The organism is Ruegeria sp. CG4 (genome assembly GCF_056537185.1).
Genome location: NZ_JBQFRB010000014.1, coordinates 27,904 through 53,321, shown reverse-complemented (window position 1 = coordinate 53,321; position 25,418 = coordinate 27,904). Strand labels below are relative to the sequence as shown.

The window sequence follows — 25,418 nt, the reverse complement described above, 5'->3', positions numbered from 1 at the left end:
TGGGCCCCAAAAGGCAAATCCCACCCGCCACGTCTTTCCCTCCCGGACGGGGAAAACGGGGGCATGAATAAGCAGGCGGCAGCGGTGTCCGAACCCAAAGGGCCGGAACCCCGGGAAGCCTCGGCCACCTCTTGTGAAAGCGGATAGCTGGCGTGCGGGGCGCGCAGCCCCTGCCGCCTTTCAGGTAACAGATGAGACACCCAACATATTGAATAGTAATACAGTTATTCACCCCAAAAATTGCTTGCACGCCCTTTGAATCCGCCCTTGCCAATCCCGAAACACACCTGCGGCGGGCATCACATATCCGACCTGTACCGCCACCCATTCAGGCTGCGGAATGTGTTGCGATTTGCCCCTGATCCCGGTGCGGAAAGGGGCGTCAACAATACCGCCCCATCCGTCATATTGTGCATGCCCAAGTGCCAGAGTGTCCGGAAATCGGATGCATCATGACTCGGAGCCTTGTGAATCTTGACATGGGCGCAGCGCTCCCGTCCTACTGCTTGCGAGTGTTTGTAGGATCAAGTCACATCGGGTCCGGGTTCGGGGCCTGAAGATTGGTGGCTGGCTTCGTTGTTAACGAGGGAGCAATTTTATGAAGTGCGTTATTCTGGCCGGCGGCTTGGGAACCCGGCTCAGCGAAGAAACCGTCAGGATCCCGAAACCCATGGTCGAGATCGGAGGCAAACCGATCATCTGGCATATCATGAAAATCTATGCCGCCCATGGCATCACCGATTTCATCGTCTGCCTTGGTTACAAAGGTTACGTCATCAAGGAATATTTCGCGAATTTCTTCCTGCACAGTTCAGATGTCACAATCGATCTGGCCAGCGGCGGGCTTGAAATTGCCAACAGCAAGTCGGAACCGTGGCGCGTGACGCTGGTCGACACCGGCGAGGATAGCCAGACCGGGGGGCGGCTGCGCCGCGTCATGCATCTGCTCAAGGATGAAGAGGCCTTTTGCATGACCTACGGGGACGGGGTCGGGAATGTCGACATCAGCTCGCTGGTCGCGTTCCACAAAAGCCACGGCAAACGCGCCACTCTGACAGCGGTCGTGCCGCCAGGGCGTTTTGGCGCGCTGGAACTGGCCAGCGACCAGATCGAACGTTTCGCCGAAAAGCCGGGCGGTGACGGTGGCTTTATCAATGGCGGGTTCTTTGTACTGCATCCTTCGGTCGGTGAACTTCTGGACAACGATGGCGCGATCTGGGAACGCGCCCCGCTTGAAACACTGGCCGCAGACGGCGATCTGATGGCGTTCCGCCATAAAGGCTTCTGGCAGCCGATGGATACGCTCCGCGACCGTCGCCAGCTTGAAGCGCGCTGGCAGGAAGGCAATGCTCCATGGAAGGTCTGGGAATGAAGCTGGGTTCCTCTCCGAAAATCATCCTGCTTGGCAATCTGGGTTATATCGGCCCGGTGGTGGCGTCGGCCTTGCGGAAATCTTATCCCAACGCCAACCTGATCGGCCTTGATCCCGGGTTTTTCTCGGACCGGCTGACCACACATGACGCGTGGCCTGAACGGGTTCTGAACCAGCAGATCATCGCGGATATCCGCGACATCGACGCATCACTGTTCCAGGGGGCCGATGCGGTTGTCGCGCTGGCGGCGATCTCGAACGATCCGATGGGCGCACGGTTTGAAACCGTCACCACGGAAATCAATCAGGACGCCATCGTCCAGGCGGCGCATCTGGCCGCCGAGGCCGGGGTATCGCGTTTTGTGTTCGCCTCCAGCTGTTCGGTCTACGGGTTCGCCGAAGGTGATGCCCGATCCGAGGATGCGCCCCTGAACCCGCTGACCGCCTATGCGCGCAGCAAGATCGGAACCGAGCGCGCGCTTGAGGCCATGGATACGCCGGGGATGCTGCGCACCGCATTGCGCTTTGCCACCGCCTGCGGCCCGTCGCCCCGGTTGCGGCTTGATCTGGTCCTGAACGATTTTGCCGCCTGCGCCATCACCGCAGGCAAGATCACCGTCCTGAGCGACGGCAGCCCGTGGCGCCCGCTGATCGATGTGCGCGACATGGCGCGGGCCATCGACTGGGCGATCACCCGGACCGAAGATGCCGGGGGCCAGTGGCTGGCGGTCAATGCCGGGTCGGATGTGTGGAATTACCAGATCCGCGATCTGGCCCAGGCCGTGGCCGAGGCTGTCCCGGGGGCCAGCTATTCGATCAATCCCGACGCCTCGCCCGACAGCCGTTCCTACCGGGTCGATTTTTCGCTTTATAAGCAGCTCGCGCCTGCGCATCAGCCGGTTCAGACGCTTGAAGGCACCATCCGGGATCTGCTGCAACTGCTGAATGACATCAACTTTGGCGACGCCGATTTCAGATCGTCACCGCTGATGCGGCTGAAGGCGCTTGAAGAGCATATCCGCAATGGCACGCTGAGCGAGGATCTGCGCTGGAGGATGCCGCAATGACACAACCCGTTTGCCGGAGCTGTGGTGCAGCCCTGACCCAGACGCTGGTCGATCTGGGGCTGTCGCCGCTGGCCAATTCCTATGTGCCGCCCGAACGCGCGGACACGGCCTGCCCGCGGTACCCGCTGCATGCCTGGGTCTGCAACGACTGCTATCTGGTGCAGGTCGAAGACGCCGTGCCTGCGGATGAGATTTTCAACGCCGACTATGCCTATTTCTCCAGCTATTCGGACAGCTGGCTGGCCCATGCCAGGGCCTATGTCGAGAAGATGGTCGACCGGCTTGATCTGGGACCGGATGATCTGGTGATCGAGATCGCCTCGAATGACGGGTATTTGCTGCAGTATTTCGTTGAAAAGGGCATTCCGGTTCTGGGGATCGAACCTTCGGGCAGCGTGGCGGCGGCCGCCGAGGAAAAGGGCGTGCGCACGCTGGTCGATTACTTCGGCGAAGCGCTGGCCCGCAAGGTGGCCGAGGCCGAGAAACCTCCGGCGCTGATCACTTCGGCCAATGTGCTGGCGCATGTGCCTGACATCAACGATTTCGTTGCGGGCATCGCCACGCTTCTGACGGGTGATGCGGTTTATACGGTCGAGTTTCCGCACCTTCTGAACCTGATCAACGAAGTGCAGTTCGACACGATCTATCACGAACATTACTCCTATCTGTCGCTGCTGGCGGTCGAGAAGATCTTTGCCAAGGCGGGCCTGCGCGTCTTTGACGTCGAAGAACTGCCCACCCATGGCGGGTCGCTGCGGGTGTTCGCCTGTCTTGAAGGGGCCAGCCATCCCGAAGGGCCCGGTCTGGCCAAGGTCCGTGCGGATGAAGTTGCGGCACAGTTCGACCGCCCGGAAGGCTACATGAACTTCACCACTCAGGTCGAGGCGCTGCGCGACGGGCTGCTTGCCTTCCTGCGCGAGGCCAAGGCCCGGGGCGACACCATCGCCGCCTATGGCGCGGCGGCCAAGGGCAACACGCTGCTGAACTATGCCGGGATCGGCCCCGAGCTGATTTCCTACTGCGTCGACCGCAATCCGGCCAAGCAGAACACATTGCTGCCCGGCAGCCATATTCCCGTGCACGGGGTTGAGGCGCTGCGCGAAGCACCACCCAATTACGTACTGATCCTGCCGTGGAACATTCGGGACGAGGTCACGGACCAACTGGCCGACCTCAAGGCCCATGGCACCCGGTTCGCGACCGCCGTGCCGGAGGTCAGGATCAGCTGATGGCGCGGGTTCTGCTGACCGGGGCGACCGGATTGATCGGTCGCGCGACAGCTTCGGCCCTGGCGGCAGCCGGGCACGAGGTGGTGACGCTGGGCCGGACAGGCTCAAGCGACATCACCTGCGATCTGCTGGACCCCGCAGCGGTCACCACGGCCCTTGAGGGCGCCCGTGCCAGCCACCTGTTACATCTGGCCTGGCATGACGGCGCCCGCGACCGATGGACGTCTCCGGCCAATCTGGACTGGATGGCCGCCACGTTGCATCTGGTGCGCGAATTCGCCCGCACCGGCGGGCAGCGGGCGCTCTGCGCCGGCAGTTGCGCGGAATATGACTGGTCGGTGCCGGAACTGTCCGAGACAACGCCTTTGCGGCCACACACCCTGTACGGGGCGGCCAAGGCCGGGACCGGGCTGGCGCTGTGCGCGGGGCAGGACGCGCTTGGCCTTTCACTGGTCTGGGCACGTATCTTTTTCGTCTATGGGCCGGGTGAACCACCGGGACGCCTGTTCGGCGACCTGATTTCGAACCTCAGGGCGGGTCGGCCGGTGGATTGCACCGACGGCCTGCAAGAGCGGGACTTCCTGCATGTCGGTGATCTGGCGCGCGCGCTGTCACACCTGCTGGAAACCGATGTGACCGGCACGGTCAATGTCGCCAGCGGCACCGCAATCCCGGTGCGCAAGCTGATTGAAGAGGTCGCCAACCAGATGCATCACCCCGACCTGATCCGGCTGGGGGCCATCGCCCGCGCGGCAAACGACCCTGCCCGGCTGGCGGCGGATGTGACCCGGTTGCGGCATGAGGCCGGTTTTGCGCCGCAACATGACATCGCCTCGGGCGTGGCTGATATTCTCAGATCCGAAGGGGGACAGACGTGAAGAAACTGCTTGTCCCCCGAAAGAAGTCTTTCATGCGCTTCGCCATGGTCGGCGTGCTGAACACGGCGTTCGGCTATGCGCTGTTCACCGTTCTCAGCCTGTCCGGCCTGCCCCCGCAGATCGCGCTGATCATCTCGTTCTCCGGCGGGGTTCTGTGGAATTTCATGACCCATGCCCGGCTTGTGTTCGACACCAGGGGCATGGGACGGTTGCCTTATTACATCCTGTCCTACCTGGTGGTGTACGCCTTCAACGCCCTGTCGCTGGAGGGTCTGCTGTCCATGGGATTGCAACCGATCGTTGCGCAGGGGCTGATCGTTCTGCCCGCAGCCATTCTGGCCTTCATCCTGATTTCCCGGGTGCTGACAGACCGTTTCCCCTGGCAGCCGGAGGTTTGAAAATGTGTGAAAACAATACCCCGGCACCTCTGCCATCAAAGAGCAACCCGACCGTGGAGTCTGAAAATTTGACATAGACACTGTCCCGCAAGGATAATTTACAGATGCGTCTTTATCTCGCCGATCTCGGCCACAATCTCGTTACCGCAACGTCGGACACCTATCCGCTGGGTGTCGGCAATCTTGCGACCTTTGCCAAAGCCTATGCGAAAAGCCCGACCCCGATCGAGGTCGCGATCTTTCGTGACCCTGAGGAGCTCAAGGTCGCGATCGACACCGCCACCCCGGATGTGGTCGGCTTTTCCAGTTACTCCTGGAACCACCATCTGGCCCTGTCCTTCGCCGACTATGTGAAAGCGGTCGATCCCGGCATCCTGACCCTGATGGGCGGACCCAACTTTCCGCTGACCGAGGAAGAGCAGGAAAGCTGGATCCGGACCATGCCGCAGATCGACATGCATGTGCGCGGCCCGACCTATGAAGGCGAGCGCGCTTTCCTGAGCACGCTGCAACGTTTCATCGATGTCGGCGGCCGCCGCGAAGGCATGTGGGAAGAAGCGGTCGACGGCGCGCTTTACGTACATCCCAAAACCGGAGAGATCCTGCGCGGCGGCGAACCGCCCCGCATCCGCGATCTGGACGAAATCCCCTCGCCCTATCTTGCCGGGCTGATGGACAAGTTCTTTGACACCGGCCTGTTTGCGCTGATGCAACTGGCGCGGGGCTGCCCGTTTACCTGCGCGTTCTGCAATTCGGCGGTCAAATCGAACTCGAAAGTGTTCCGTCATTCGTTCGAGCGGACCAAGGCCGATCTGGATTACATCGTGGCCCGCATCAACCATGCCAGCCCGCTTTGTTTTGCCGACGACAATTTCGGCATGTACCTGCAGGATGAAGAGGTGGCCGATTATCTGGGCCATCTGATGGAGAAATACGACTGGCCCAAATACATCCGCACGACCACGGGCAAGAACCGGGGTGACCGGATCATCAAGGTGATGCGCAAGGCCAAGGGCCGCTTGCCGATGACCTCGTCGGTGCAATCCCTGAATCCGGAGGTTCTGAAGAACATCAAGCGCGACAACATCAGCCTGGATACCTATACCGAGGTGCAGCAGGAACTGCACGCCAACGGTATGCAATCCTATGGCGAACTGATCCTGTGCATGCCGGGCGAGACCAGGGAATCCTTTATGGACGCGGTGGATCAGCTGATCGAAACCGGTGTCAGCCGGGTGGCCGCGCATCAGCTGATGCTGCTGCATGGCGCACCGCTGGCCAACCCGGACAGCCGCGAGAAATTCGGTTTCAAAACGCTGCATCGCGTGGTTGCCCGGTGCCTGGGCCAGTATACCGGCCCGACGGTCGTCGAAACCGAGGAGATGGTGGTTCAGTCCGAAAACTTCTCGTTCCAGGACTATCTGGACACCCGCGTTTTCCATCTGCTGCTGACGATCTTCTACTACGAGGACAATTTCGAAGAAGCGTTCCGGCTGGCGCGGTCCCGCGGCATCCGGCCCTTCCTGATCGTCAAGCACATGCAGGACATTCTCGATCAGGCCCCGGAACCGTTCCGGGATGCGGTGGCCGGCTATCTGGAAGAGAACCAGCAGGAACTGTTCGAGACCCGCGCCGATTGCGTTGCCTGGGCGCAGGAAAACTACGAGGGTCTGATCAGCGGTGAACTTGGGGGCAATCTGCTCAGCAAGTACTCGATGATTGGCCGGTTCATCGTGCTGGACGAAGCGCTTGCCTTCCTGAAACGGTCCATCAGCGATCTTCTGGACAAGGACGACCACGAAGCGCACGCGATGCTCGACACGATCATCAATTACTACAGCGCCGTGATGCTGCACGTGCCGTTTTCCGAAACCCTGGAACACGAACCCGTCTGGAGTTCGTCCTTCGATGTCGAAGCCTGGCGGAGTTCGGGCTACGAAGGCGTACTGCAGGATTATCAGTTCGACGCGCCGCGCGAGTTCCAGACACAGGTCGATCCGCGTGTGAAAACGACCCTGTTGTCCCGGATCGAAACCTTTGGCGAACATGCCTCGGGGTTGGGGCGGTTTACGCGGACGATGTTTGCCAATGACTTCAGGCGCAACTTCGTGAATGCCGAAAACCAGCACGCCGCCGAATAGGCCCCGGACAGAACGCTGAACGCGCTACTCGGCATCCGCCAGATAGACGACCTCGCGCCCCGGGAAGGCCGCGATCACGGCTGCGTTCTGATCGGCCCCCAGATCGCGCAGGAAGATCGGCTTGTCCTGCGGCAGGAACGGATCGTTCAGATACAGTGCTGACCCGATATCACCTTTGGTCGAGACGAAGACCAGAGCGTTGCCCAGTTCTGAGGCCTGCGCCAGTCGTCTGATGTCACCGGTAAACCCGCCATATCCGTCATATTTCGAAACGCCGCGCCACGAGGTGAAGCTGACAACCGAGACCGCGCAAAGCAGCAGAACGACACAGTGCAGGCGACCGCGATACCGGTCCGGCAGTCGGTCGTTCACCGCCTCGATCCCGGCGGCGGACAGCACCAGAACCGGCAGCAATGCCGTATGCCAGTAGCGCGGCCCCAGATAGAACGTGCCGGTAAACCAATAGAAGAACAGCACACCCACAAGGGCCACAAAGATCACCAGCATGGCCCGGTCGAACCCGGTCAGGTGCTTGCGCCAGATGAACACGATCCAGATCGGCACCAGCGATCCGAAGGTCCAGCCCAGCAGTTCGAGGTTGAGCGAGGCAATCCCGTTGACCAGGTTCAGCAGGCCCTCGGCCGGGCTGTGGCCAACCCAGATATCCAGCGCGCCCCAGCTTTTGGCGGGTGGTCCCACATTGGGTCCGAAACCGAACGCGTTTTGCGTGTCGGGCCAGAGACGGCTGAGGTAATCGGATTGCGGGGTCAGCAGCGCATCACCGGTGATCCCGTAATTGAGCAGCAAAAAGACGGAGCCCGACAGGACACCGCCCACGGCGCAGGCCAGCACCTGACCGATCCCTGAAGGCAGGCGGCGCAGCAGCCACAGGCCCGTCAGCCCGCCCACGATCAGCCCGTCCAGCGGCCGGGTCACAAATCCCCATCCCAGCGCAAGCCCGGCAATGAACGCCAGCAGGATCGCCCCGCGCGCCGAAGCCTCTCCGGCGCGGATCAGGCACCACCAGGCCAGCAGCACCACGACCAGCATCACGGAATGCGTCATCAGCGTGGCCCCGATGGCCAGCACCCAGGGCGAGGTCGCCATCAGCAGCGCGACCAGATCCGCGCGCTCCCGGCTGACGGCGCGGCGGACAATGTCATGGGCCAGCCAGACCGAAATCCCGGTCAGGATCGGATTGATCACCCAGGGTACTCCGATCAGAACACCCAGGCTCAGAACAATGGCCCAGCCCTGCGCCGGAACGCTGATCCATTTGCCCTCATGCGCTTCGAGAAGATAATACTCCAGCGCCGGTTGCGCCGCTTCGGGCGGGGCCGGAGCCCAGAGCGTACCCGCCGCAAAGGTCCGCGCCTGAAAAAGATAGGCCAGTTCATCCTCGACATGGGGCACACGGTCGAACGCCGTCCAGGCAAGGATTGCGCTGGCCACCGCGGCAAAGACCGCCAGAGCGGCAACCGGGATACGCGGCATGTGATCGGGACCCGCCACGGCGAACATGGCGACCAGCGTGGCCATCTGAACAAGGGACAGCGCACCGCCGACACCAACCTGCAGCCCGAAGGCCATGTAATAGCCATAGGCCACGTAAGGCGTTGCGGACAGGCAGAAGACACCGACCAGAACCATCAGAACAAACAGGCGCAAAATGCCCGCCCCGGCGACAAGACCCCTGATAGCCTCGCGGCCGGCAGGGCGCATCAGAACAGCGCCCGTCAGCACCGCCTGCGCGGCCAGTATCATCAGCATGATCAGGTTTTCAGGCGGGTTGGCGGAAATCTCAAGCCGCGGAAACCAAAGCGGCTGGGTCAGCCACAACCGGGCGGAACTGCCCAGAAGAACCAGTGCGGCCAGCGCCCCGAACAGGGGCAGCCCGCGCAACCAGAAGACCCCGATCAGAACCACCGCAGCCGCCGCCATGACCGTAAACCACAGGCGCAACTCGGCCAGCGTGGCATTGGTAACAGGCGCGTCCATGGCCCAGGCGGGACCTGCGCAAATGCAGAACACAAGCGCAAGGCAGCGCCATTGCCACCGGTTTGTCTGCGCGGTCATGCCAGATGCTCTTCTTTGGCCAGGGCCGGATCCCGTGCGGGGCCTTCGATATTGATACGCTCCTGTTCCGTAACGATGGGACCGCCGCGCACCTGATTATGGATCGAGGTGATGTATTCCCCCAGCATCCCGATGAACAGCATCTGGATACCCGACAGGAAGAACAGGGATACGATGATGGTCGTTGTCCCGCGCGGCGCCTGATCGGGATTGACGAAAAACAGCACCACAGAGATGAGCGAGAACAGGATACAGGCAATCGCGATCACCAGCCCGCTGATCGTGCAGAACCGCATCGGGGCCCGCGTGAAGGAGAAGATCGCATTCAACGCCTGATCGACCAGCGCCATCAGGCTGTGTTTCGACAGCCCCTTTGCACGGGCTTTCCAGACATAAGGCTTGATGATCCGACGGAAACCGCAGCTTGCGATGATGCCGCGGATGTAGGGATAGTGGTCCCTATGCGCCAGCACCGCCTTCAGAACCTTGCGGTCGATCAGTTGGAACTCTCCGACCGACGGTTCCAGCCAGACATCCGACAGACCGTTGACGATCCGGTAGAAAAGCCCACGCGCGTTGCGCATCACGAACCCTTCCTCGCGGGTGCTGCGGGCACCGGCCACTACGTCATAGCCGCTTTCCCACAGTTCGACGAATTCCGGGATCAGCTCGGGCGGGTCCTGCAGATCGACCGGCAGCATGACGACGATCCCGTCACCGGTCGCATAGCGCAGCCCGTTGAAGGTTGACCGGAACACCCCGAAATTGCGGGCATTGACCACCACCTTCACATCCTGATCCTTTGCGGCGATCTCGCGCAGGATGTCCACGGTCCGGTCAGAGGAGGCATTGTCGATGAAAATATGCTCGCGCCTGTAGCCCGGCAGTTCCGTGTCGAAAATCGCCTTTACGGTTTCATAACAATTCGCCACGTTGTCTTCTTCGTTGAAGCATGGCGAAACAATGGAAATTGTCTTCATAGCTTTATTTAACATCAAACAGCACCGCTTACCCCACCAATACCCGGGTATAATCATAACATCCCGCGAAGTTCGGGATTCGCACAACACCTAACCTGCAGGAATATCGTGAAATAATGTATGCGAACTGCCACATAGAGGGCTAAATCCCTCCTTGTCCGGCAACTATTCCGCCCTGCTATTGTTTCTTGTGCATTTACTCCGTTTAGTATGCCCGGGCATTGTAAACCGACAGTTGTTCAGATGAATCGTAAAATCCGTAATTCGCTCTTCAAATTTCACACCTGGCTGGGCCTGCATCTGTCGCTTTTCTTCACGTTCATGTTTCTGACCGGCTCGCTGCTTGTCGTCGGATTCGAGCTTGAATCGATCGCCCGTCCGGCAATCTGGACCACCGCCCCACAGGAAGAACGCACCGCCAGTTTCGGCATGATCTACGATGGCGTCAAAGAGGCCCACCCCGAAAGCGATGTCGTCACGGTGCTCAAACACCAGGCCCCGTGGTTTGCGCATCGCGCCTTTAGCCGCACGGGCTGGGGCGAAAGCATAAGTGTCTGGACAGACCCCGCGACCGGGGCCGTTGTCGCGGAAACACGGGCCCTGGGTTTTCGCAGCATCCTGCGCGATCTGCACGACACGTTCCTGACCCAGCAGAAGGTGGTTTTCATGCTGGTTTGCGCCACCTCGGTCCTGCTGCTGTTTCAGATAGTGAGCGGCCTCATTACATACCGGCGCTTCTGGAAAGGGTTCTTCCGATGGCCCAGCAGGTCGGGTGGTTTCCGGGCCTGGGCCGGCAGCACGCACCGGCTGACAGCGCTCTGGTCGGCGCCGATGCTGGTCTTGGTCGCCGTCAGCAGTTTCTATTTCCTGCTGGGTACCCTGGGGTTTGAAGGCTCAGCGCCGAAACCGCAACCGCCGACCCCCCGCGATACGGCCCTGCCCGCCAATTTCAATTCGGCCCTCATCGATCAGGCCGAGGAACGTGCCCGCGCCGCCCTGCCCGGGTTCGAGCCGATCAACATGTTCCTGCCCGGCAGAAAGACCGATGGCCTCGTGTTTGCCGGGTATGTGGAGGGATCTTCGAAACTTTTCGGAACAACCAGCGTGTCGATCGACCCTGTGACGCTTGACGTCCTGAGCACCTCGGCCCCGGGCGAAGCCGGAGTGTTTGCCTATTGGCGGCCCTTGATGAACATGCTTCATTTCGGCACCTGGGGCGGCGCGTTTTCAATGGCCTTGTGGGTCATACTCGGGCTGATCGCCACCGGCCTTGCCTATACCGGTGCACTGATTTTTGCCGCCCGGCTGGCCCCCCAAGCGGCACATCATGGCCCGTTCCGGCGCATCTGGCGTGGCTTGGGATGGACCCGGTGGGCTTATCTGCTGTTGCTGGCGGGTACTTTGGTTACGGCCTTTGTCCGCTATGGTCCCGACTCTTATGAAAAAACCCGCGCTTTCCCGGTTGATGCCCCCGGTTCGGTCGCCCGGCTGATCATGCAGGAACCACTCAGGCGCGATACGCCCCTCGATATCGAATTGCGCATCGGCGAGCCGGATGTCAGTGCCGCTGTGGTAGAAATCAACAAAGGCGAGGCGCAGCCGGTCGATCTTGCCCCAAGCGGCAAAAGGATCAGCGGCCATTTCCGGATGACCCCCTCGGAGGTGGAAAACAACATTGTCGCCCGGTTGCAAAAACCGGATGGAACCGAAAAGACCGTCACTTTCCGGCTGGGGCAGCCGCTGTGGTAGGGGCGGCTTTCCGCCCCTCCTCACTTGTCGGAACAGATACCTGACCGGGCTTTCTATCCTTCCGCCTCACGGATATCGGATTCCGGATTCACATCATCGTCCGGCCGCAGCATCGATACCAACAGGTGCAGCCTGTTGCGCTGAAACAGGAAGGCCAGAAGGCAATAGACCGCAATCCCGGTCAGGGTTCCGACCAGCAGGATCAGAACTCCGGAGACATCCCCCAGTTTCCAGACCACCCCCTGCACCGAAATCGCCATTCCCGCCGACAGCAGGAGCGGTGCCAGATGCTGTTGCATCAGAAGCGGGGCGGGCAAACCGGCGATCTGTCCCAGATTGGCGAACTTGAACGGCCAGACCAACAGAAAGACCAGAACGAAACCTGCGGTCACCACCGTCAGGCCATAAGACGCGGTTGCCGCGATCACGATTGCGGCCAGCACGACCTCGACCCAGGACAGAACCGCCAGACGCCCGGCCTGCCCCGCGGCCAGGCAATAGGTCTGCTGTACCTTTTCGACGCACAGGTACATGCCGAACACTGACATCAGGCTCAGAACCGGGGCCGCCGGGGCCCATTTCTGGCCGAACAACAACACCAGCGCGGGCTCTGACAGAACCGCGAGCCCGGCAAAGGCCGGGAAGGCCACAAACCCGGTCAGACGCATGACATCCAGCAGCAGATCGGCAGCCCGACCGCCCCCCCGCGCTACTGCTCCGAATGCAGGCTGCGCGACGGTACGCATCGGAGTGATCATAAGGAACGAGGCAATCTCGATCACCCGCCAGGCAATCGCGTAATACCCCGCCTGCACCGGCCCCAGCATCGCGCCGATGATCACCGCGGGCGACTGCACCGCAGCCAGTTCCGCCGCGCGCAGTCCCAGGATCCGATGACTGAAATGCAGGATGGCGCGCATGTGATCCCGTGACACGTCAAAGGCCGGCCGCCACGACACCGCGCCCCAGGCCATCACGATATTGGTGGCCGTCATCGCCAGCCGCTGGCCGACCAGGCTCCAGACCCCATATCCCGCCAGTGCCATGCCAATGCCCACGACCCCGCCGACCGCCGCCCCCAGCGCCGCACGGATGGCCAGAACCCGAAACCGCATTTCGCGGCGCAGGATCGCCACCGGCACCGCCGTCAGCGAGATCATCAGTATTGTCGGGGACAATCCGATCAACAATCTTCCCGCAACCGGTTCATTGTAGAAATTCGAGACCGGCACCGCGCCCAGATAAAGCACGATTGTCAGAACTGCCCCCAACAGCGCCAACAGCCAGAAAACCGAATTCAGCCGCTCGGGTGACAGGGCATCATGGGTCAGCAGAATGTCCGAGATCGTCTCACGCACCAGGAATTCGGAAAACAGCACAAACGCCGCAACCATCGCCAGCAAGCCAAAGGCCTCGACCCCTAATATGCGGGCAAGAATGGCAAAAATGATGAAGTTGAACGCCTGCTCGACCCAGATACCGGCCGACATCCAGGCAACTCCGCTGCTGAAACTCTGCCGCCCTGACATCAGTTTCCTTCCCATCGCCCGAAACCGGCCGCCTGCCGGGGGGATATCTGTCTCAGTACATTCACACCTGCTGCACGCAGTAAGAATAAATACAAAACCTGACGCTGAAACGATCGAATGTGGTCAAATTTTTTGTCTATGTTCAGCTCATCTGTGTTTGAATACTATAGACGACAGAGGGAATTAGGCTCGTAGCGCTCCGGATGCCACACATATCATGCGGATGGGAACGGGCAGAATATATTAAGTACGTAAAGGGTTTCCATTTTCATGAACAAGGTTGCCGAGCAGATCACCCCGGACAACGCTACAACCGGTGCGCCGGACACATCGGGCATGAGCCTGAGCGTGGTCATCCCCGCCTATAACGAGGAAAACGCCGTCCGCCATACCGTCGAGGATGTGCGGGCGCATCTCGAACCGCTGGGTATTCCTTATGAGATCATCGTGGTCGATGATGCCAGCCAGGACAACACCCGCGCCGAGGCCAAGGCCAGCGGCGCCACCGTCACCTATAACGACGTCAATTCCGGCTATGGCGCCAGCCTCAAGCGCGGTGTGCGGATGGCGCAGCATGAATATGTGGCCATTCTCGATGCCGACAGCACTTACCCCGCGCGGTATCTGCCAGGCATGCTGGCCATGTGCCGCGATCAGGATATGGTCGTGGGCGACCGGGGGGCTGCGATGAAGAACGTGCCGCTGTTGCGCAGACCGGCCAAGAAATTCCTGTTCGCCTTTGCCTCGTTCCTGGCCGAGCGCAAGATCAACGACCTCAACTCGGGCCTGCGCGTTTTCCGCAAATCCGAACTGATCCCGTTCCTGCCGCTGCTGCCGCAGAATTTTTCCTTCACCACCACCATCACGCTGTGCATGACTTCGAACGGCAAGCGGATGATCTATACGCCGATCGAATACGGCAAACGGGTGGGTAAATCGAAGATCCGGCCGATCGACTTTCTGAACTTCATCATCCTGATCCTGCGCATCAGCACGCTGTTCAACCCGCTGCGCGTTTTCATTCCGCTGGGACTGGCGTTCTTTGTTCTGGGCGTGGTGAAGCTTCTGATCGACATCACGTACTGGAACCTCAGCGAAACGGCGGTGTTCTCGTTCCTGGCGGCGATCATGATCTGGTCGCTGGGGCTGATCGCCGACATGATCTCGCGGCTGCATCTCAGACCGTGAGGTGAGCGGCAGAATGCGTTTCGATTCAACCCGACAGCGCTGGCTGACCCGGATCGCCGGATCGGCTCTTGGTCTGACAATGTCCGGAATGCGGTTTGGCGTTCCGAAAAATTCCCAAAAGGAAAAGTGCAAGTGACGGATGTTTCCCGACCCGAAGGGGGCGACAAGCCTCATATCATCATTCTGGGTGCCGGACCTGCCGGTCTGGCCGCAGCCCATGCCCTGACTGGCCAGGCCCGCATCACGGTGATCGAACGCGCCGCCATCGCGGGCGGCAACTCGGCCTCGTTCCCGATCGAAGGCGTGATCTGCGATTATGGCTCGCACCGGTTTCACCCGGCCGCAGAGCCCGAGGTGCTGCAGGACGTGAAAACACTGCTGGGCGATGATCTGCTGCTGCGTCCGCGCCACGGGCGTATCCGGCTGGGCGGCAAATGGATTCACTTCCCGCTGAAACTGACCGATGCGCTGATGCGTCTGCCCAAACCCTTTGCCGCATCGCTGATCGGGGACATGGTGCTGAAGCCGTTTCGCAAGAAAAGCACGGGGCCCGAGACATTCTCGACCGTGCTTTACGACGGGCTGGGGCCGACGATTTCGGACAATTTCTATTTTCCCTACGTGCGCAAGCTCTGGGGGCTGGACCCCGAGAAACTGGCAGTGACACTGGCGGAACGGCGGGTCGGCAGCGGTTCGGTCGGCAAGATCCTGATGAAGATGCTGCGCCTGCTGCCGGGGCTGCGCAGTGAAACTGCGGGGCGGTTCTTTTACCCGCGCAAGGGGTTCGGACAAATCTCGGGCGCGATGCTGGAAAGCGCGCGCGCAAATGGCGCCACCTTCCTGTTCAACACCGAAATCACCGCCATCGACCGGGACGGCAACCGCATCACCGGCCTGACGATCCGCGACGAAGATGGCGAGCGGCACCTGACCGGCGATCTGATCCTGTCGACCATTCCGCTGACCGGGCTGACGCGCCTGATCGACGCCCCTCCGGCGGAAGTGGTCGAGGCCGCCCGCGCGATCCGCTTCAGGGGCATGATCCTGCTGTATCTGGTGCTGGAAACTGACCAGTTCACCGAGTTCGATGCGCATTACTTCCCCGAACTGTCGATCCCGATCAGCCGGATGTCGGAACCCAAGAACTACAACGCCAGTGGCGAGCCGAAGGGCGTTACCGTGCTGTGTGCCGAGCTGCCCTGCGACCCGGATGAAAAATGGTGGTCCATGTCCGATGAAGAGCTAGGGCAGGAGTTCGCCAAATGGCTGGGCCAGCTGGGCTTGCCCGTCACGGTACCGGTGCGCCGCTGCGAAACCCGGCGGCTGAGCCATGCCTATCCGGTTTACGATGTGGGTTACGAGGCGCGGTTCGATACGGTTGATCAGTGGCTCTCGGATCTGGACGGATTGCTCGTATTTGGAAGGCAGGGATTGTTTGCCCACGACAATACGCACCACGCCTTTGCCATGGCCTATGGCGCGGCGGATTGCATCGACGGCAAAGGCAGTGTCGATCGCGCGAAATGGAACCGGTATCGCGAGGTCTTTGCCACCCATGTGGTGGAAGACTGACCCATGCCCACCTGGCAGGCTGATATCCTGATGTATCATTCGATCTCGGATGCGCCGGGGCCCACCTCGATCGCGCCCGACATCTTTGCCGCGCAGATGCAGGCGCTGGCCGCATCGGGCCTGCCGGTGGTGACGCCGGATGCGCTGGCCAACCCGCCTGCCCCCCGCGTGGTCATCATCAGCTTCGATGACGGGTTTGAGGATTTCGCCGATACCGCATGGCCGATCCTGCGCGATCACGGCTTCTGCCCGATCGTCTATCTGCCATCGGGCCTGATGGGCGGCACCGACAGCTGGGCCGGGGGCAACATCCCCGCCCGCCCCCTGATGGGCTGGGACCGGGTTGAAGCCCTGGCCGGCGAAGGCGTCCGTTTTGGCGCGCACAGCATCAACCACCCCAATCTTGCAGCGCTGGATCCGGAAACGCTGGAAGAAGAAATCTCAGGATCGGGACAGGATATCGCCGCCCGGCTGGACCAGCCCATCCGGCATTTCGCGCCGCCTTACGGTGCGACAAGCACAAGCGTGCGCCGGCAAATCGCGTTGCATTACGACACGTCGGTCGGCACAAGGCTGGGCGTTGCCGGGCCGAAGGATGACATCCACGACCTGCCCCGGCTCGAGATGTTTTATTTCACCGACATTGCCCGCTGGCGGGCGCATCTTGACGGGCGCGGCGGGCCGTATCTTGCAGCGCGCAAACTGATGCGGGGCGTGCGCGCGGCAATACGCGGGAACCCGTGGTGAACAGGTCTTTTTCCACCTGCGGCTATGGCCGGATGCGCAGGGCGGGTTGTACGATCCGGCATATCGGTTCTCAACAAGTGACAGGTACGAACATATGCATATTCTGATTACCGGAGGCGCCGGGTTCATCGGCTCTCACCTGACGGAACGGCTGATCGGGGATGGTCATGCCGTCACTGTTCTTGATGACCTGTCGACCGGGCTGATGTCCAACCTTGGTGCCGTCGCCAATCACCCGGATTTCACCTTTGTCGAAGGCAGCATCCTTGACCGTCAGTTGGTGGCCGATCTGGTTGGCCCGGCGGATATCGTTTTCCATCTGGCGGCGGCTGTCGGGGTCAAGCTGATCATGGACGAACCCAGCCGGTCGATCCTGACCAATGTTGCAGGCACCGAGAACGTGCTGGATGCCGCGCTGGTGGACAAGACGCATACCTTCATCGCCTCCAGTTCCGAAGTCTACGGCAAAAGCACGAACTTCCCGTTTCAGGAAGAGGGTGATCTGACCATCGGCGCCACCCGCAACCTGCGCTGGTCCTATGCCTGCGCCAAGACACTGGACGAGTTTCTGGCGCTGGCCCATGCGCGTGAATCCGGCCTTCCGGTCACGATCCTGCGGTTCTTCAACACCACCGGCCCGCGACAGACGGGGCGCTATGGCATGGTGCTGCCGAACTTCGTGAAATCCGCGCTGGAAGGCGCACCGCTGATGGTGCACGGCACCGGCGAGCAGTCACGCTGTTTCGGCCATGTGGCCGATGTGGTCGAGGCCATGTGCCGGCTGATGACGCTTCCCGAAGCGCGCGGCGATGTTTTCAATGTCGGCACCGATCAGGAAGTCACGATCCGCGCTCTGGCCGAACAGGTCATCCGGACAACCGGGTCTGTTTCGGAAATCCAGTGCGTGCCTTACGAAACGGTCTACCCCGAAGGGTTCGAGGACATGCAGCGCCGCCTGCCCGATGTCTCGAAACTGCAGCGGATCACCGGGTTCCGTCCGATGCGGACGCTGCAGCAGATCATCGATGATATCGTCGCCGAAATGAAACATCCGGTTTCAGCATGAGCGGTCAGGTCCTGTCCCGTGACTGACCTGGTCATCGGCTCGGGGCCGTCGGGCGTGTCCGTGGCCATGGCCCTGCTGAGCCGGGGCCGTCAGGTTCTGATGCTGGACGGGGGCCGCCGGCTGGACGCCCCCGCCCGGGAACGGCGCGACGGGCTGGCCGCCAAAGACCCGGATACCTGGACCGCTGCCGATGTACAGAGCTGGCAGGCCCCGCAATTCGACACCCCGCCCGGACAGGTGCGCCGGTTCGGATCGGATTTCGCCATGGTTCCGGGGGCAGAGACGCTGGTGTCGCCCGAGCGGATCGGATTGCGCGCCTCGCACGCCACAGGCGGGCTGTCCAACCTCTGGGGGTCGGCGGTTCTGCCCAACCGCGCCGAAGATATCGCCGACTGGCCGATCGGAATGGATGACCTGTCACCGCATTACCGCTCGGTCGCGGAATTCCTTCCCATAAGTGGTCGGGTGGACGCATTGCAGACCCTGTTCCCCGCCCTTTCCATGCAGGAACGCGCGCCCCTGACCCCTTCGCCCCAGGCCGAGCGGCTGCTGGCGTATCTGGATCGGCGCAAAACCCGGTTGACGGAACTGGGTGTCCATGCCGGAGCTGCGCGGCTGGCTGTCGGGGCCGGCTGTCGGTATTGCGGCCAGTGCCTGCATGGCTGCCCCTGGGGACTGATCTATGCATCCGGCCAAACGCTCGACACTCTGCGCCACCACTCGGCCTTCCAATACCGCACCGGCCTTGTCCGCCGCTTCGAGGAACACCCCGATCAGGTCACGGTCACGCTGGACGATGGCGAAACCCTGCAAGCCGACCGCATCTTTGTCGCCGCCGGGGTTCTGGAAACGGCACGGCTGATGCTGGCGTCGTCTCCGGACCCGGCAGCGCGGCTGCAACTGCAGGATAGCCAGCATTTCTTTCTGCCCAGCCTGCACCGCTGGCGCGCGCCGCGTCGCCCGGACAGAAGGCCCTATCACACCCTGCCGCAGATTTTCATTGAACTTGATGACCACGAAATCTCGCCCCATCTGGTCCATGCGCAGGTCTACACCTGGAACGAGTTCTACGCCCATGATCTGATCAGCACTTATGGCTCTAAACTGCCCGGATCGGCCCCTTTGTGGCGGCGGCTGGCGCAGCGGCTTGTCGTGGCGCAGGCGTTTTTGCACTCGGCCCATTCCGCCCGGATCGACCTGACACTGGCCGTAGACGGACGGCTGGCCCCGACCGTGCAGGGCAATGACGAAACCGAAAAAGTCATGGAACGGGCAACATCCCGGCTGGCCCGAACCCTGAAGCTGGCGGGGCTTGTCCCGCTTGGCTTCGCCCGGCGTCCGGGTGATGTGGGATCAAGCTTTCATGTTGGCGGCTCGGTCCCGATGGCCAAGGCGCCCGTGTCCGGACAATCCGACATTCTTGGGCGGCCGCACGGGTTGTCACGGGTGCATCTGGTCGATGCCTCAAGCCTGCCCAGCATCCCGGCCACGACCATCACCTTCTCGGTCATGGCCAACGCCCATCGCATCGGGACACTGGCCCCCTGAGATCATAATCCGGTCAGTCCAGTTCGCGCACCAGGCGGATCACATGCCCATGGCCTCGGTTATAATAATGAGGGCCGACACGAAACGCGGAACGGTTCTGCCATGCCGGTGCAGACGGACCGCCTGCGCGAATTGTCCGGAACTCGCACTCTTCGTCCTCGACAAAAGCGGAACCGTCGATCTTTACGGGGTCATGGTAATCTTCGAAACAGTCCTCGACCCATTCGAACCCATTGCCGTGCATGTCATATAATCCAAACCCGTTGGGCGGATGAAGGCCAACGGGGCCCGGCCCGCGTTCGGTCCATATGGACGAACAGTTGACACAAGCGGCGTTGTTCTTCCCGATATCGTTTCCCCATGGAAACCGGGTGACTGTGCCCGCCCGGGCGGCATATTCCCATTCCGCATCCGTTGGCAGGCGATAGGTCTGGCCGGTTCTGGCGCTCAGATATGCGGCATAGGCCTTTGCATCGCTCCAGTCGACGATAGTCATGGGTTGATCGGGCCGATAATCCACCCCCAGGTCGGGAGAGTAGGGTTCGCGCCCGGTGATCGTCTGCCAGTCCGGGTCCGCCTGGGCCTGCTGCCACTGTCCATAGGTGATTTCATAGCGCGAAAACGCCAGAGGGCGCGGGATACGGGCAAGGCGTCGCGGACCTTCCCTGTTGGCATGCTTCAACTGGCGCCGAAGCGGCGGGTAATCAAAAAGATGCACAAACCGCCCGTCCTCAAAAATCGGAGAGCCTAGCAGGAAATAGCCCCGGGGAATCTCGACCATGTCCGGGCAGTCGGCACAGTCGCGGAAAACACGCCCCGGTCCGACCGCCTCATCCCCGGGCTGGCGCAGCGGAAAAAACTGGGCGGCTGCAAAAAGGGCTGCGCTTTGGATCCCCGACAGATCCGGCTCGGGCAGTTCCTCGTGCTCTTCGGTTTTCCGTAAGGTGGTATTGAGATCGCGCACCGCCGTATTGGCGATCACGACCGTCGCAACAACGACGACCGCAAGCAGTGCAATCAGCAGAACCCCGAACAGCATTGTTCCAAACAACCGCAGCGTCCATCGGACGATACGTCCAAGCCAGGACCCGCCATCCCGTGTGTTCGAAGCGTTATTGAGCTGCATAAAAATCCCCCCTTACGGCCCGGCAACTTTGTAATTGTCCGACTATCCGATTCCGGTTTCAAAGGCCCCCGCCTCCAGCGCACGGGCCAGCGCCTGATTTCCATTCTCATGCGCCGCGCGTGCCAGCGCTGCACCATAGGCTTCAAGCACCGGGGCTTCATGCCAGATGTCCACGAAAGCCTTGCGTGCAGCGGCGGCCTGCGCCGCGCGGCGATCCGGCTGATGCTGCAACGCGCGCATGGCGGCGATCAGATCGTCCCGGGTTTCGAAAAGCGATCCGCCCCCCGCCCGTTCGACGATCTCGGGGAACGGCCCCAGGCGGCGGGCGATCACCGGCGTTCCCAACCGGAAGCTTTCGATCAGGATGATGCCAAAGGTTTCATAGCAAACCGACGGCACGATCAGCCCGATAGCACCGCGGTAATAGGCGTTGAGCTCCTCAGGCGTCTTTCGGCCCAGGAATTTGATCCGGTCATTGCCTGCAGCCTGTTTTTTCAGCTCATCCGCGTAGTCGCCATCGCCCAATATCAGAAGGTCGGCGTCCGGGTAGCGGTCGAAGGCCGGGAACACGTCCTGCAGCCCTTTGATCTTTTCCAAACGTCCGACAAACAGGAAATAGGGGCGCTCATGCGTGGCCGGTTCCGGCAGCGCGTCCTGGTCGAGGTCGGGCAGGAAATAGGGCAGCACCTGCATGTCCTGACGCAATCCGAATTCGCGATGCTTGGTCTGGCTGAATTCGCTTTTGGCGATGATCAGATCCATATGATCCAGCGCCCGGTCCAGCGCGCCGGTATACCGCCACAGCTGCGGCGGGCGTTTATAATTCAGCACACAGCGCAGGCATTGGCGCTCGTCGCACAGCTCGCGCCCGTGCCGCCACAGAACATGGGTCGGGCAGACCAGCCAGTGCTCATGCGCCTCATAGATCTTCAGCCCCTCGCCCATCGGCAACAGGCCGGGCCCGCCGATCAGCGATGTGTTGTTGTGCCAGATGATGTCCGGTTTTCGTTCATCCAGTATCTCGCGGATGCGGGCGGCATGAACCACCGGGCGGCCCAGCTGCTGGGTCAGCAGGTTCGACATCATGCCGTTGCGGCTGCGCAACCCGATCCGCCGCACCCCGTCAGGTGGCCCTTCGGGCTGGGGCTTGCCGCCCAGGATCAGATAGCTGTCTTCGTCATGCACCACCGTCACATCGTGCCCTCGCGCCACCAGCGCCCGGGCCATGCGCTGAATACCTACGGCGTCGCCACCGAAGGAAAAGGGCGGGTAAAATGTGGTGAACATCAGAATGCGCAACGACTGCATGCGAATTGTACCGGATTACCAATAACTTTCCGGTATGAAACACGATCCCCGTAACAAGCAAAAGCCCCAAGCCGCACGGACCCCCGGTTCACCACCGGTGTTGCGGACATGCTGCAAAAAAATACGGGCTGCGGCAGGGGTCGACCATGACATGGGCAAACGCAATGCAGATGGTATGGTTGGGAAATCGTTCAGAAATTTGGTCCGGCCCCGCTTCAGATGCAAACCGTCCCCCCAAAAAATCCCCTGCATGTCGTCGAGATGGGCACCCAGTTCGGCATGGGCGGTATCACCCGGCATATCCTTGGGCTGAGTGACTGGTTACAGGTACGAAACCATCGCGTCACGCTGGCGGGAACGGCGGATATCTGGGCGGGGCCGGACCGGCAATCGGGGTTTCTGGACCTGCCCACCCGTTATGTCGCGGGTGACGGCGGCAGCATCGCCAACCGGCTGCGCCACACAGCCGTCGCAGCCTGGCGGTTGCGGCGCTGGCTGGCGGACAACCCGGCTGATCTGATCCATTGCCATGAATCCGCGCCTGCGCTGGTCGCCAACCTGGCCCGCACCGGGCGGCGCATTCCGGTGGCCGTCACCTATCACGGGTCCGAACCTGAACGGATCGCCGCCTTTGGCCGGATTGCCGCGAAATGCGATCTGGTGATCACGCCCAGCCACCGCTCGGCCGAGGATCTGGCCACGATTGGGAACGTGCCGCAGGACAAGCTGAAGGTCATCGGGCTGGGCGTGACGCCACCGCCCGACGACAGCACGGACGAGATCGCAAAGCTGCGCGCCGAACTGCTTGGGGACGGCGAGCGGGTGATTGTCACGCTGGCCCGCCTACTGCCGCAGAAAGGGATCGACATCCTGATCGACTGCGTCGCGCAGATGAAGGAGACGCATCCGGGCTACCGTTTCATCGTAGCAGGCGACGGACCGGATGAGGCGCAACTGCATGCGCTGGCGCAGGAAAAGGGCCTCGGCAAGCACCTGCGTTTCATTGGCCGCACGGACAAGCCGATCCGGCATCTGCGCGCGGCAGACCTGTTCCTGTTGACCTCGCGGTGGGAAGCGCTGCCCTTCACCATCGCCGAAGCGTTCCAGGCCGGCACCCCGGCCGTGGCCACCGCCTGTTCCGGGGTTGTCGAACTGATCGACGACAGCGTTGGCGCGGTCGTGCCCATCGGCGATATCGACGCGATCTGCGCGGCGGTTGCGGACGTCCTGTCAGACGAAGACCGCCGCCGCGCCCTTGCGGAAAACGCCCTGAAACGCAGCCGCGAAGACCGGTTCGACCCGGATTGGGTGCATCGCCAGTTCGAAAAGACCTATTACGATCTGGCGAACCGCCAAAGGTGACAGCAGATCAGGGGCGTTTGGTGATGTAGCCCCAGACCTCGCCCAGCGTCCAAGCGGTCGACAGCAGCATGACATAGGGCAGTGCTTTGAGGTACCGCATCCCCCGCCCCTTGCTGGCCTGCAGCTTATAGTGACGCACCCAGAGCAGTGGCGGGATCAGCGGCCCCGCCAGGATCAGCATCAGGCGTTTTGCGTTGCTTTGGTTGCGCACCCGGATCTCACCGAACAGGCGGCCCCAGTCAAACCGTTCGGGCAGCAATTCCCGAAAGGTTGCCTTGGGGCGATGGTGATGTACGACCACCTCGTTCGACAGCCACAGCTCCTCGCCCTGTTCGATCAGATGCCAATGCACGATCGGCTCGTGATAACGGTCTTTCCACAGGTGCTGGGTCTCATCCAGCGCTTTGCGGCTGTAGGTCAGGTTCACATCCGACACCCAGTCAGCCGGGCCGGTGTCAAAGGGTCGTCCGTAGCGCCCGAAATCGGTGACGTAAAAGGCCCAGTTCAACGGGCTGACCGGCTCCATGCATTCAATCGCGCCGCCGATCACGTTCTTGCCGGTTTCCGCATAAAGCCGCACGATGGTGCGCGCCCAGTCGGATTGCGGCAGGCCGCGATCTTCGAGAATGCCGATGATGTCGCCCGTTGCGGCAGCCAGCCCCGCCGAACGGCGGCGGTCGTAAAGCTCGTGCTTGCCCGCCTCGGACGTGATCGGGCGGATGGGGTCGATGACGCCAAGGTCCAGAAATCGCACTTCGGGATAGTCATCGGCGTATTGCGCCACATCCGCGACGCTGGCGTCATAGGGAATGATCACATCCAGCGGCGGCGGGTCGTCGAAACTGCGCACTGCTTCAAGAAAATCCCGCACATAGCTGCCGCCCTGTACAATGGTCAGAACAATGGAAAGGGTTGGATCGCTGCTCATCGGATTTTCATGTCCCCCAGATTGTCCAGTATGACCGGCTGACCGCTACGGGTGCTTTCCGGCACCGCCGCCGCGATCTCGACCGCGCGCAGACCTGCGTGACCATCGGCGCAGTTCAGGCCGGTCTCGCCCCGGGTCAGACGGATGAAATCGGCCAGTTCCTCACCAAAGGACAGGATGGCGGTCGTCTTCCAGGATTTCAGTTTCTCGCGCACCATGATTTCCGGATAGAATTTGCGCACCCGTTTGGGCGCGCCGCCCGGCTTGTCCATGGTGATGACAAGGTTCTGCATCGGCGCATAGGCCCCGCGCACCATGCCGTGCGATCCGTAAACCTCGATCACGCTCTGATACCCTTTCCAGTCGTTCCAGCAGGCCTGATAGATTGCCGCAATGCCATCGGGGTTCTTGAAAATCGCCATCGCGTTGTCTTCGGACCCCGGCACGTCCCAGACCTTGTTGCTGGCCACCCCGTAAACGCTGGTGATTTCGCCCAGAATGAAGCGCGTCATGTCGGTCATGTGGATGCCCACATCCCATAGGGCACCACCGCCTGAGAACTCGGCCTGATATTCCCAGTCATGGGTGAAATGGCCCAGCCCGTCATGGCCGCCATAGACCCGAACATGGTCGATCTCGCCAATCTCGCCCGAAGTCGCGACCTCTTTCACATGCGCAAAGGACGGGTAATAGCGCATGTTGAACCCGGCCCCCAAAGCCTTGCCCGCCTTTTCCGCCGCAGCAACGATCCGCCTTGCGCCTTCCACGGTCGGGGCCAGCGGCTTTTCGGTCAGCACATGCAGCCCTTCGGCAAAGGCGCGCAGGCACAGCGGTTCGCGCACATGCGCGGGGGTCGAGATCACCACCGCATCCATCGGGGTGGCAAAAAACCGGTCGAGATCGGTAAAGGCGGGTGCACCGTCGGCCACGGCCACGGCACGGTGAAATTCCAGATCCAGAACCGCCGCCAGTTCGGCATCAGGAGACTCGAGAATGTTCTGAACCCGCATCTGGCCGATCTTTCCGGCTGCTCCGATCACACCGATCTTCATTCAATTCCTCATTAACAATCGCGGGCACGTAACGGGCTGTACCCGGCATCTCTAACAACAATTCACCTGCAAGCGGAGTAGCATAGGCGCTGCCTCCACGCT

20 protein-coding genes are annotated in these 25,418 nt (G+C 61.5%); 13 read left to right on the top strand and 7 right to left on the bottom strand.

Annotated elements, in window-relative coordinates:
• Positions 1 to 598 precede the first annotated feature (598 nt).
• The 6 genes from rfbF to ACR0J2_RS22950 all read left to right on the top strand — a co-directional run bounded on the left by rfbF (position 599) and on the right by ACR0J2_RS22950 (position 7,085).
• Positions 599 to 1,372 carry a glucose-1-phosphate cytidylyltransferase gene (gene rfbF, locus ACR0J2_RS22975; protein WP_170617050.1) on the top strand — a complete coding sequence of 258 codons (774 nt, stop codon included), beginning with the start codon at positions 599 to 601 and terminating at the stop codon, positions 1,370 to 1,372.
• A complete protein-coding gene (locus tag ACR0J2_RS22970; protein WP_170817353.1) occupies positions 1,369 to 2,439 on the top strand; it encodes an SDR family oxidoreductase in 1,071 nt (356 codons plus the stop codon). The genes rfbF and ACR0J2_RS22970 overlap by 4 nt, the downstream gene beginning before the upstream one ends.
• Positions 2,436 to 3,668 (top strand): class I SAM-dependent methyltransferase, encoded by a 1,233-nt coding sequence (locus ACR0J2_RS22965; RefSeq protein ID WP_170817352.1) that lies wholly within the window; start codon positions 2,436 to 2,438, stop codon positions 3,666 to 3,668. Before ACR0J2_RS22970 ends, ACR0J2_RS22965 begins: the two co-directional genes overlap by 4 nt.
• Entirely contained in the window at positions 3,668 to 4,546 is an 879-nt protein-coding gene (locus ACR0J2_RS22960; protein WP_170682295.1) for an NAD-dependent epimerase/dehydratase family protein, read from the top strand. Before ACR0J2_RS22965 ends, ACR0J2_RS22960 begins: the two co-directional genes overlap by 1 nt.
• Complete coding sequence (locus ACR0J2_RS22955; RefSeq protein ID WP_170617056.1) at positions 4,543 to 4,944, top strand: GtrA family protein; 402 nt, start codon at positions 4,543 to 4,545, stop codon at positions 4,942 to 4,944. The genes ACR0J2_RS22960 and ACR0J2_RS22955 overlap by 4 nt, the downstream gene beginning before the upstream one ends.
• Positions 4,945 to 5,048: 104 nt before the next feature.
• On the top strand, positions 5,049 to 7,085 hold the full coding sequence (locus ACR0J2_RS22950) for a B12-binding domain-containing radical SAM protein (RefSeq protein WP_170619791.1): 2,037 nt from the start codon (positions 5,049 to 5,051) through the stop codon (positions 7,083 to 7,085).
• A 24-nt stretch (positions 7,086 to 7,109) separates the two neighbouring features.
• Here ACR0J2_RS22950 and ACR0J2_RS22945 read toward each other — a convergent pair whose 3' ends face one another.
• Entirely contained in the window at positions 7,110 to 9,161 is a 2,052-nt protein-coding gene (locus tag ACR0J2_RS22945; protein WP_480813996.1) for a glycosyltransferase family 39 protein, read from the bottom strand.
• Positions 9,158 to 10,141 (bottom strand): glycosyltransferase, encoded by a 984-nt coding sequence (locus tag ACR0J2_RS22940; protein WP_170617060.1) that lies wholly within the window; start codon positions 10,139 to 10,141, stop codon positions 9,158 to 9,160. The genes ACR0J2_RS22945 and ACR0J2_RS22940 overlap by 4 nt, the downstream gene beginning before the upstream one ends.
• A 243-nt stretch (positions 10,142 to 10,384) precedes the next feature.
• On the opposite strand from ACR0J2_RS22940, the gene ACR0J2_RS22935 reads away from it, so the two are divergent.
• Entirely contained in the window at positions 10,385 to 11,890 is a 1,506-nt protein-coding gene (locus ACR0J2_RS22935) for a PepSY-associated TM helix domain-containing protein (protein ID WP_480813995.1), read from the top strand.
• A 53-nt stretch (positions 11,891 to 11,943) separates the two neighbouring features.
• On the opposite strand, the gene ACR0J2_RS22930 is transcribed toward ACR0J2_RS22935, so the two are convergent.
• Positions 11,944 to 13,380 (bottom strand): lipopolysaccharide biosynthesis protein, encoded by a 1,437-nt coding sequence (locus tag ACR0J2_RS22930; RefSeq protein WP_480813994.1) that lies wholly within the window; start codon positions 13,378 to 13,380, stop codon positions 11,944 to 11,946.
• Positions 13,381 to 13,689: 309 nt separating this feature from the next.
• Between ACR0J2_RS22930 and ACR0J2_RS22925 the strand changes: the two genes are divergently transcribed.
• From ACR0J2_RS22925 to ACR0J2_RS22905, 5 genes are all read left to right on the top strand, one after another.
• Positions 13,690 to 14,607, top strand: a complete 918-nt coding sequence (locus ACR0J2_RS22925) for a glycosyltransferase family 2 protein (protein WP_170616935.1) — start codon at positions 13,690 to 13,692, stop codon at positions 14,605 to 14,607.
• Positions 14,608 to 14,739: 132 nt separating this feature from the next.
• Complete coding sequence (locus tag ACR0J2_RS22920; RefSeq protein WP_480813993.1) at positions 14,740 to 16,179, top strand: protoporphyrinogen/coproporphyrinogen oxidase; 1,440 nt, start codon at positions 14,740 to 14,742, stop codon at positions 16,177 to 16,179.
• A gap of 3 nt (positions 16,180 to 16,182) precedes the next feature.
• The gene (locus ACR0J2_RS22915) at positions 16,183 to 16,926 is read left to right on the top strand and encodes a polysaccharide deacetylase family protein (RefSeq protein WP_170616939.1); all 744 of its coding nucleotides are present in this window, start codon (positions 16,183 to 16,185) and stop codon (positions 16,924 to 16,926) included.
• A 94-nt stretch (positions 16,927 to 17,020) separates the two neighbouring features.
• Positions 17,021 to 17,992: an NAD-dependent epimerase/dehydratase family protein gene (locus ACR0J2_RS22910; protein ID WP_170616941.1), complete on the top strand. Its 972-nt coding sequence runs from the start codon at positions 17,021 to 17,023 to the stop codon at positions 17,990 to 17,992.
• An 18-nt stretch (positions 17,993 to 18,010) separates the two neighbouring features.
• The gene (locus ACR0J2_RS22905) at positions 18,011 to 19,540 is read left to right on the top strand and encodes a GMC oxidoreductase (protein WP_480813992.1); all 1,530 of its coding nucleotides are present in this window, start codon (positions 18,011 to 18,013) and stop codon (positions 19,538 to 19,540) included.
• A 13-nt stretch (positions 19,541 to 19,553) separates the two neighbouring features.
• Here ACR0J2_RS22905 and ACR0J2_RS22900 read toward each other — a convergent pair whose 3' ends face one another.
• Both ACR0J2_RS22900 and ACR0J2_RS22895 read right to left on the bottom strand, forming a co-directional pair.
• Positions 19,554 to 20,666 (bottom strand): formylglycine-generating enzyme family protein, encoded by a 1,113-nt coding sequence (locus tag ACR0J2_RS22900; RefSeq protein ID WP_480813991.1) that lies wholly within the window; start codon positions 20,664 to 20,666, stop codon positions 19,554 to 19,556.
• Positions 20,667 to 20,708: 42 nt separating this feature from the next.
• The gene (locus tag ACR0J2_RS22895; protein ID WP_480813990.1) at positions 20,709 to 21,974 is read right to left on the bottom strand and encodes a glycosyltransferase; all 1,266 of its coding nucleotides are present in this window, start codon (positions 21,972 to 21,974) and stop codon (positions 20,709 to 20,711) included.
• 219 nt (positions 21,975 to 22,193) lie between these two features.
• Here ACR0J2_RS22895 and ACR0J2_RS22890 point away from each other — a divergent pair, with 219 nt between their 5' ends.
• A complete protein-coding gene (locus tag ACR0J2_RS22890) occupies positions 22,194 to 23,336 on the top strand; it encodes a glycosyltransferase family 4 protein (protein WP_480813989.1) in 1,143 nt (380 codons plus the stop codon).
• A gap of 7 nt (positions 23,337 to 23,343) precedes the next feature.
• On the opposite strand, the gene ACR0J2_RS22885 is transcribed toward ACR0J2_RS22890, so the two are convergent.
• Together ACR0J2_RS22885 and ACR0J2_RS22880 are read right to left on the bottom strand one after the other, a co-directional pair.
• A complete protein-coding gene (locus ACR0J2_RS22885; RefSeq protein ID WP_170816107.1) occupies positions 23,344 to 24,264 on the bottom strand; it encodes a glycosyltransferase in 921 nt (306 codons plus the stop codon).
• The gene (locus ACR0J2_RS22880; protein WP_480813988.1) at positions 24,261 to 25,316 is read right to left on the bottom strand and encodes a Gfo/Idh/MocA family protein; all 1,056 of its coding nucleotides are present in this window, start codon (positions 25,314 to 25,316) and stop codon (positions 24,261 to 24,263) included. The genes ACR0J2_RS22885 and ACR0J2_RS22880 overlap by 4 nt, the downstream gene beginning before the upstream one ends.
• Between the last annotated feature and the right edge of the window lie 102 nt (positions 25,317 to 25,418).

Coding starts and splice junctions, on each gene's coding strand:
- rfbF (WP_170617050.1), top strand. CDS start 599: ATGAAGTGCGTTATTCTGGCCGGCGGCTTGGGAACCCGGCTCAGCGAA.
- ACR0J2_RS22970 (WP_170817353.1), top strand. CDS start 1,369: ATGAAGCTGGGTTCCTCTCCGAAAATCATCCTGCTTGGCAATCTGGGT.
- ACR0J2_RS22965 (WP_170817352.1), top strand. CDS start 2,436: ATGACACAACCCGTTTGCCGGAGCTGTGGTGCAGCCCTGACCCAGACG.
- ACR0J2_RS22960 (WP_170682295.1), top strand. CDS start 3,668: ATGGCGCGGGTTCTGCTGACCGGGGCGACCGGATTGATCGGTCGCGCG.
- ACR0J2_RS22950 (WP_170619791.1), top strand. CDS start 5,049: ATGCGTCTTTATCTCGCCGATCTCGGCCACAATCTCGTTACCGCAACG.
- ACR0J2_RS22945 (WP_480813996.1), bottom strand. CDS start 9,161: ATGACCGCGCAGACAAACCGGTGGCAATGGCGCTGCCTTGCGCTTGTG.
- ACR0J2_RS22940 (WP_170617060.1), bottom strand. CDS start 10,141: ATGAAGACAATTTCCATTGTTTCGCCATGCTTCAACGAAGAAGACAAC.
- ACR0J2_RS22935 (WP_480813995.1), top strand. CDS start 10,385: ATGAATCGTAAAATCCGTAATTCGCTCTTCAAATTTCACACCTGGCTG.
- ACR0J2_RS22930 (WP_480813994.1), bottom strand. CDS start 13,380: ATGTCGGCCGGTATCTGGGTCGAGCAGGCGTTCAACTTCATCATTTTT.
- ACR0J2_RS22925 (WP_170616935.1), top strand. CDS start 13,690: ATGAACAAGGTTGCCGAGCAGATCACCCCGGACAACGCTACAACCGGT.
- ACR0J2_RS22915 (WP_170616939.1), top strand. CDS start 16,183: ATGCCCACCTGGCAGGCTGATATCCTGATGTATCATTCGATCTCGGAT.
- ACR0J2_RS22910 (WP_170616941.1), top strand. CDS start 17,021: ATGCATATTCTGATTACCGGAGGCGCCGGGTTCATCGGCTCTCACCTG.
- ACR0J2_RS22900 (WP_480813991.1), bottom strand. CDS start 20,666: ATGCAGCTCAATAACGCTTCGAACACACGGGATGGCGGGTCCTGGCTT.
- ACR0J2_RS22895 (WP_480813990.1), bottom strand. CDS start 21,974: ATGCAGTCGTTGCGCATTCTGATGTTCACCACATTTTACCCGCCCTTT.
- ACR0J2_RS22890 (WP_480813989.1), top strand. CDS start 22,194: ATGCAAACCGTCCCCCCAAAAAATCCCCTGCATGTCGTCGAGATGGGC.
- ACR0J2_RS22885 (WP_170816107.1), bottom strand. CDS start 24,264: ATGAGCAGCGATCCAACCCTTTCCATTGTTCTGACCATTGTACAGGGC.
- ACR0J2_RS22880 (WP_480813988.1), bottom strand. CDS start 25,316: ATGAAGATCGGTGTGATCGGAGCAGCCGGAAAGATCGGCCAGATGCGG.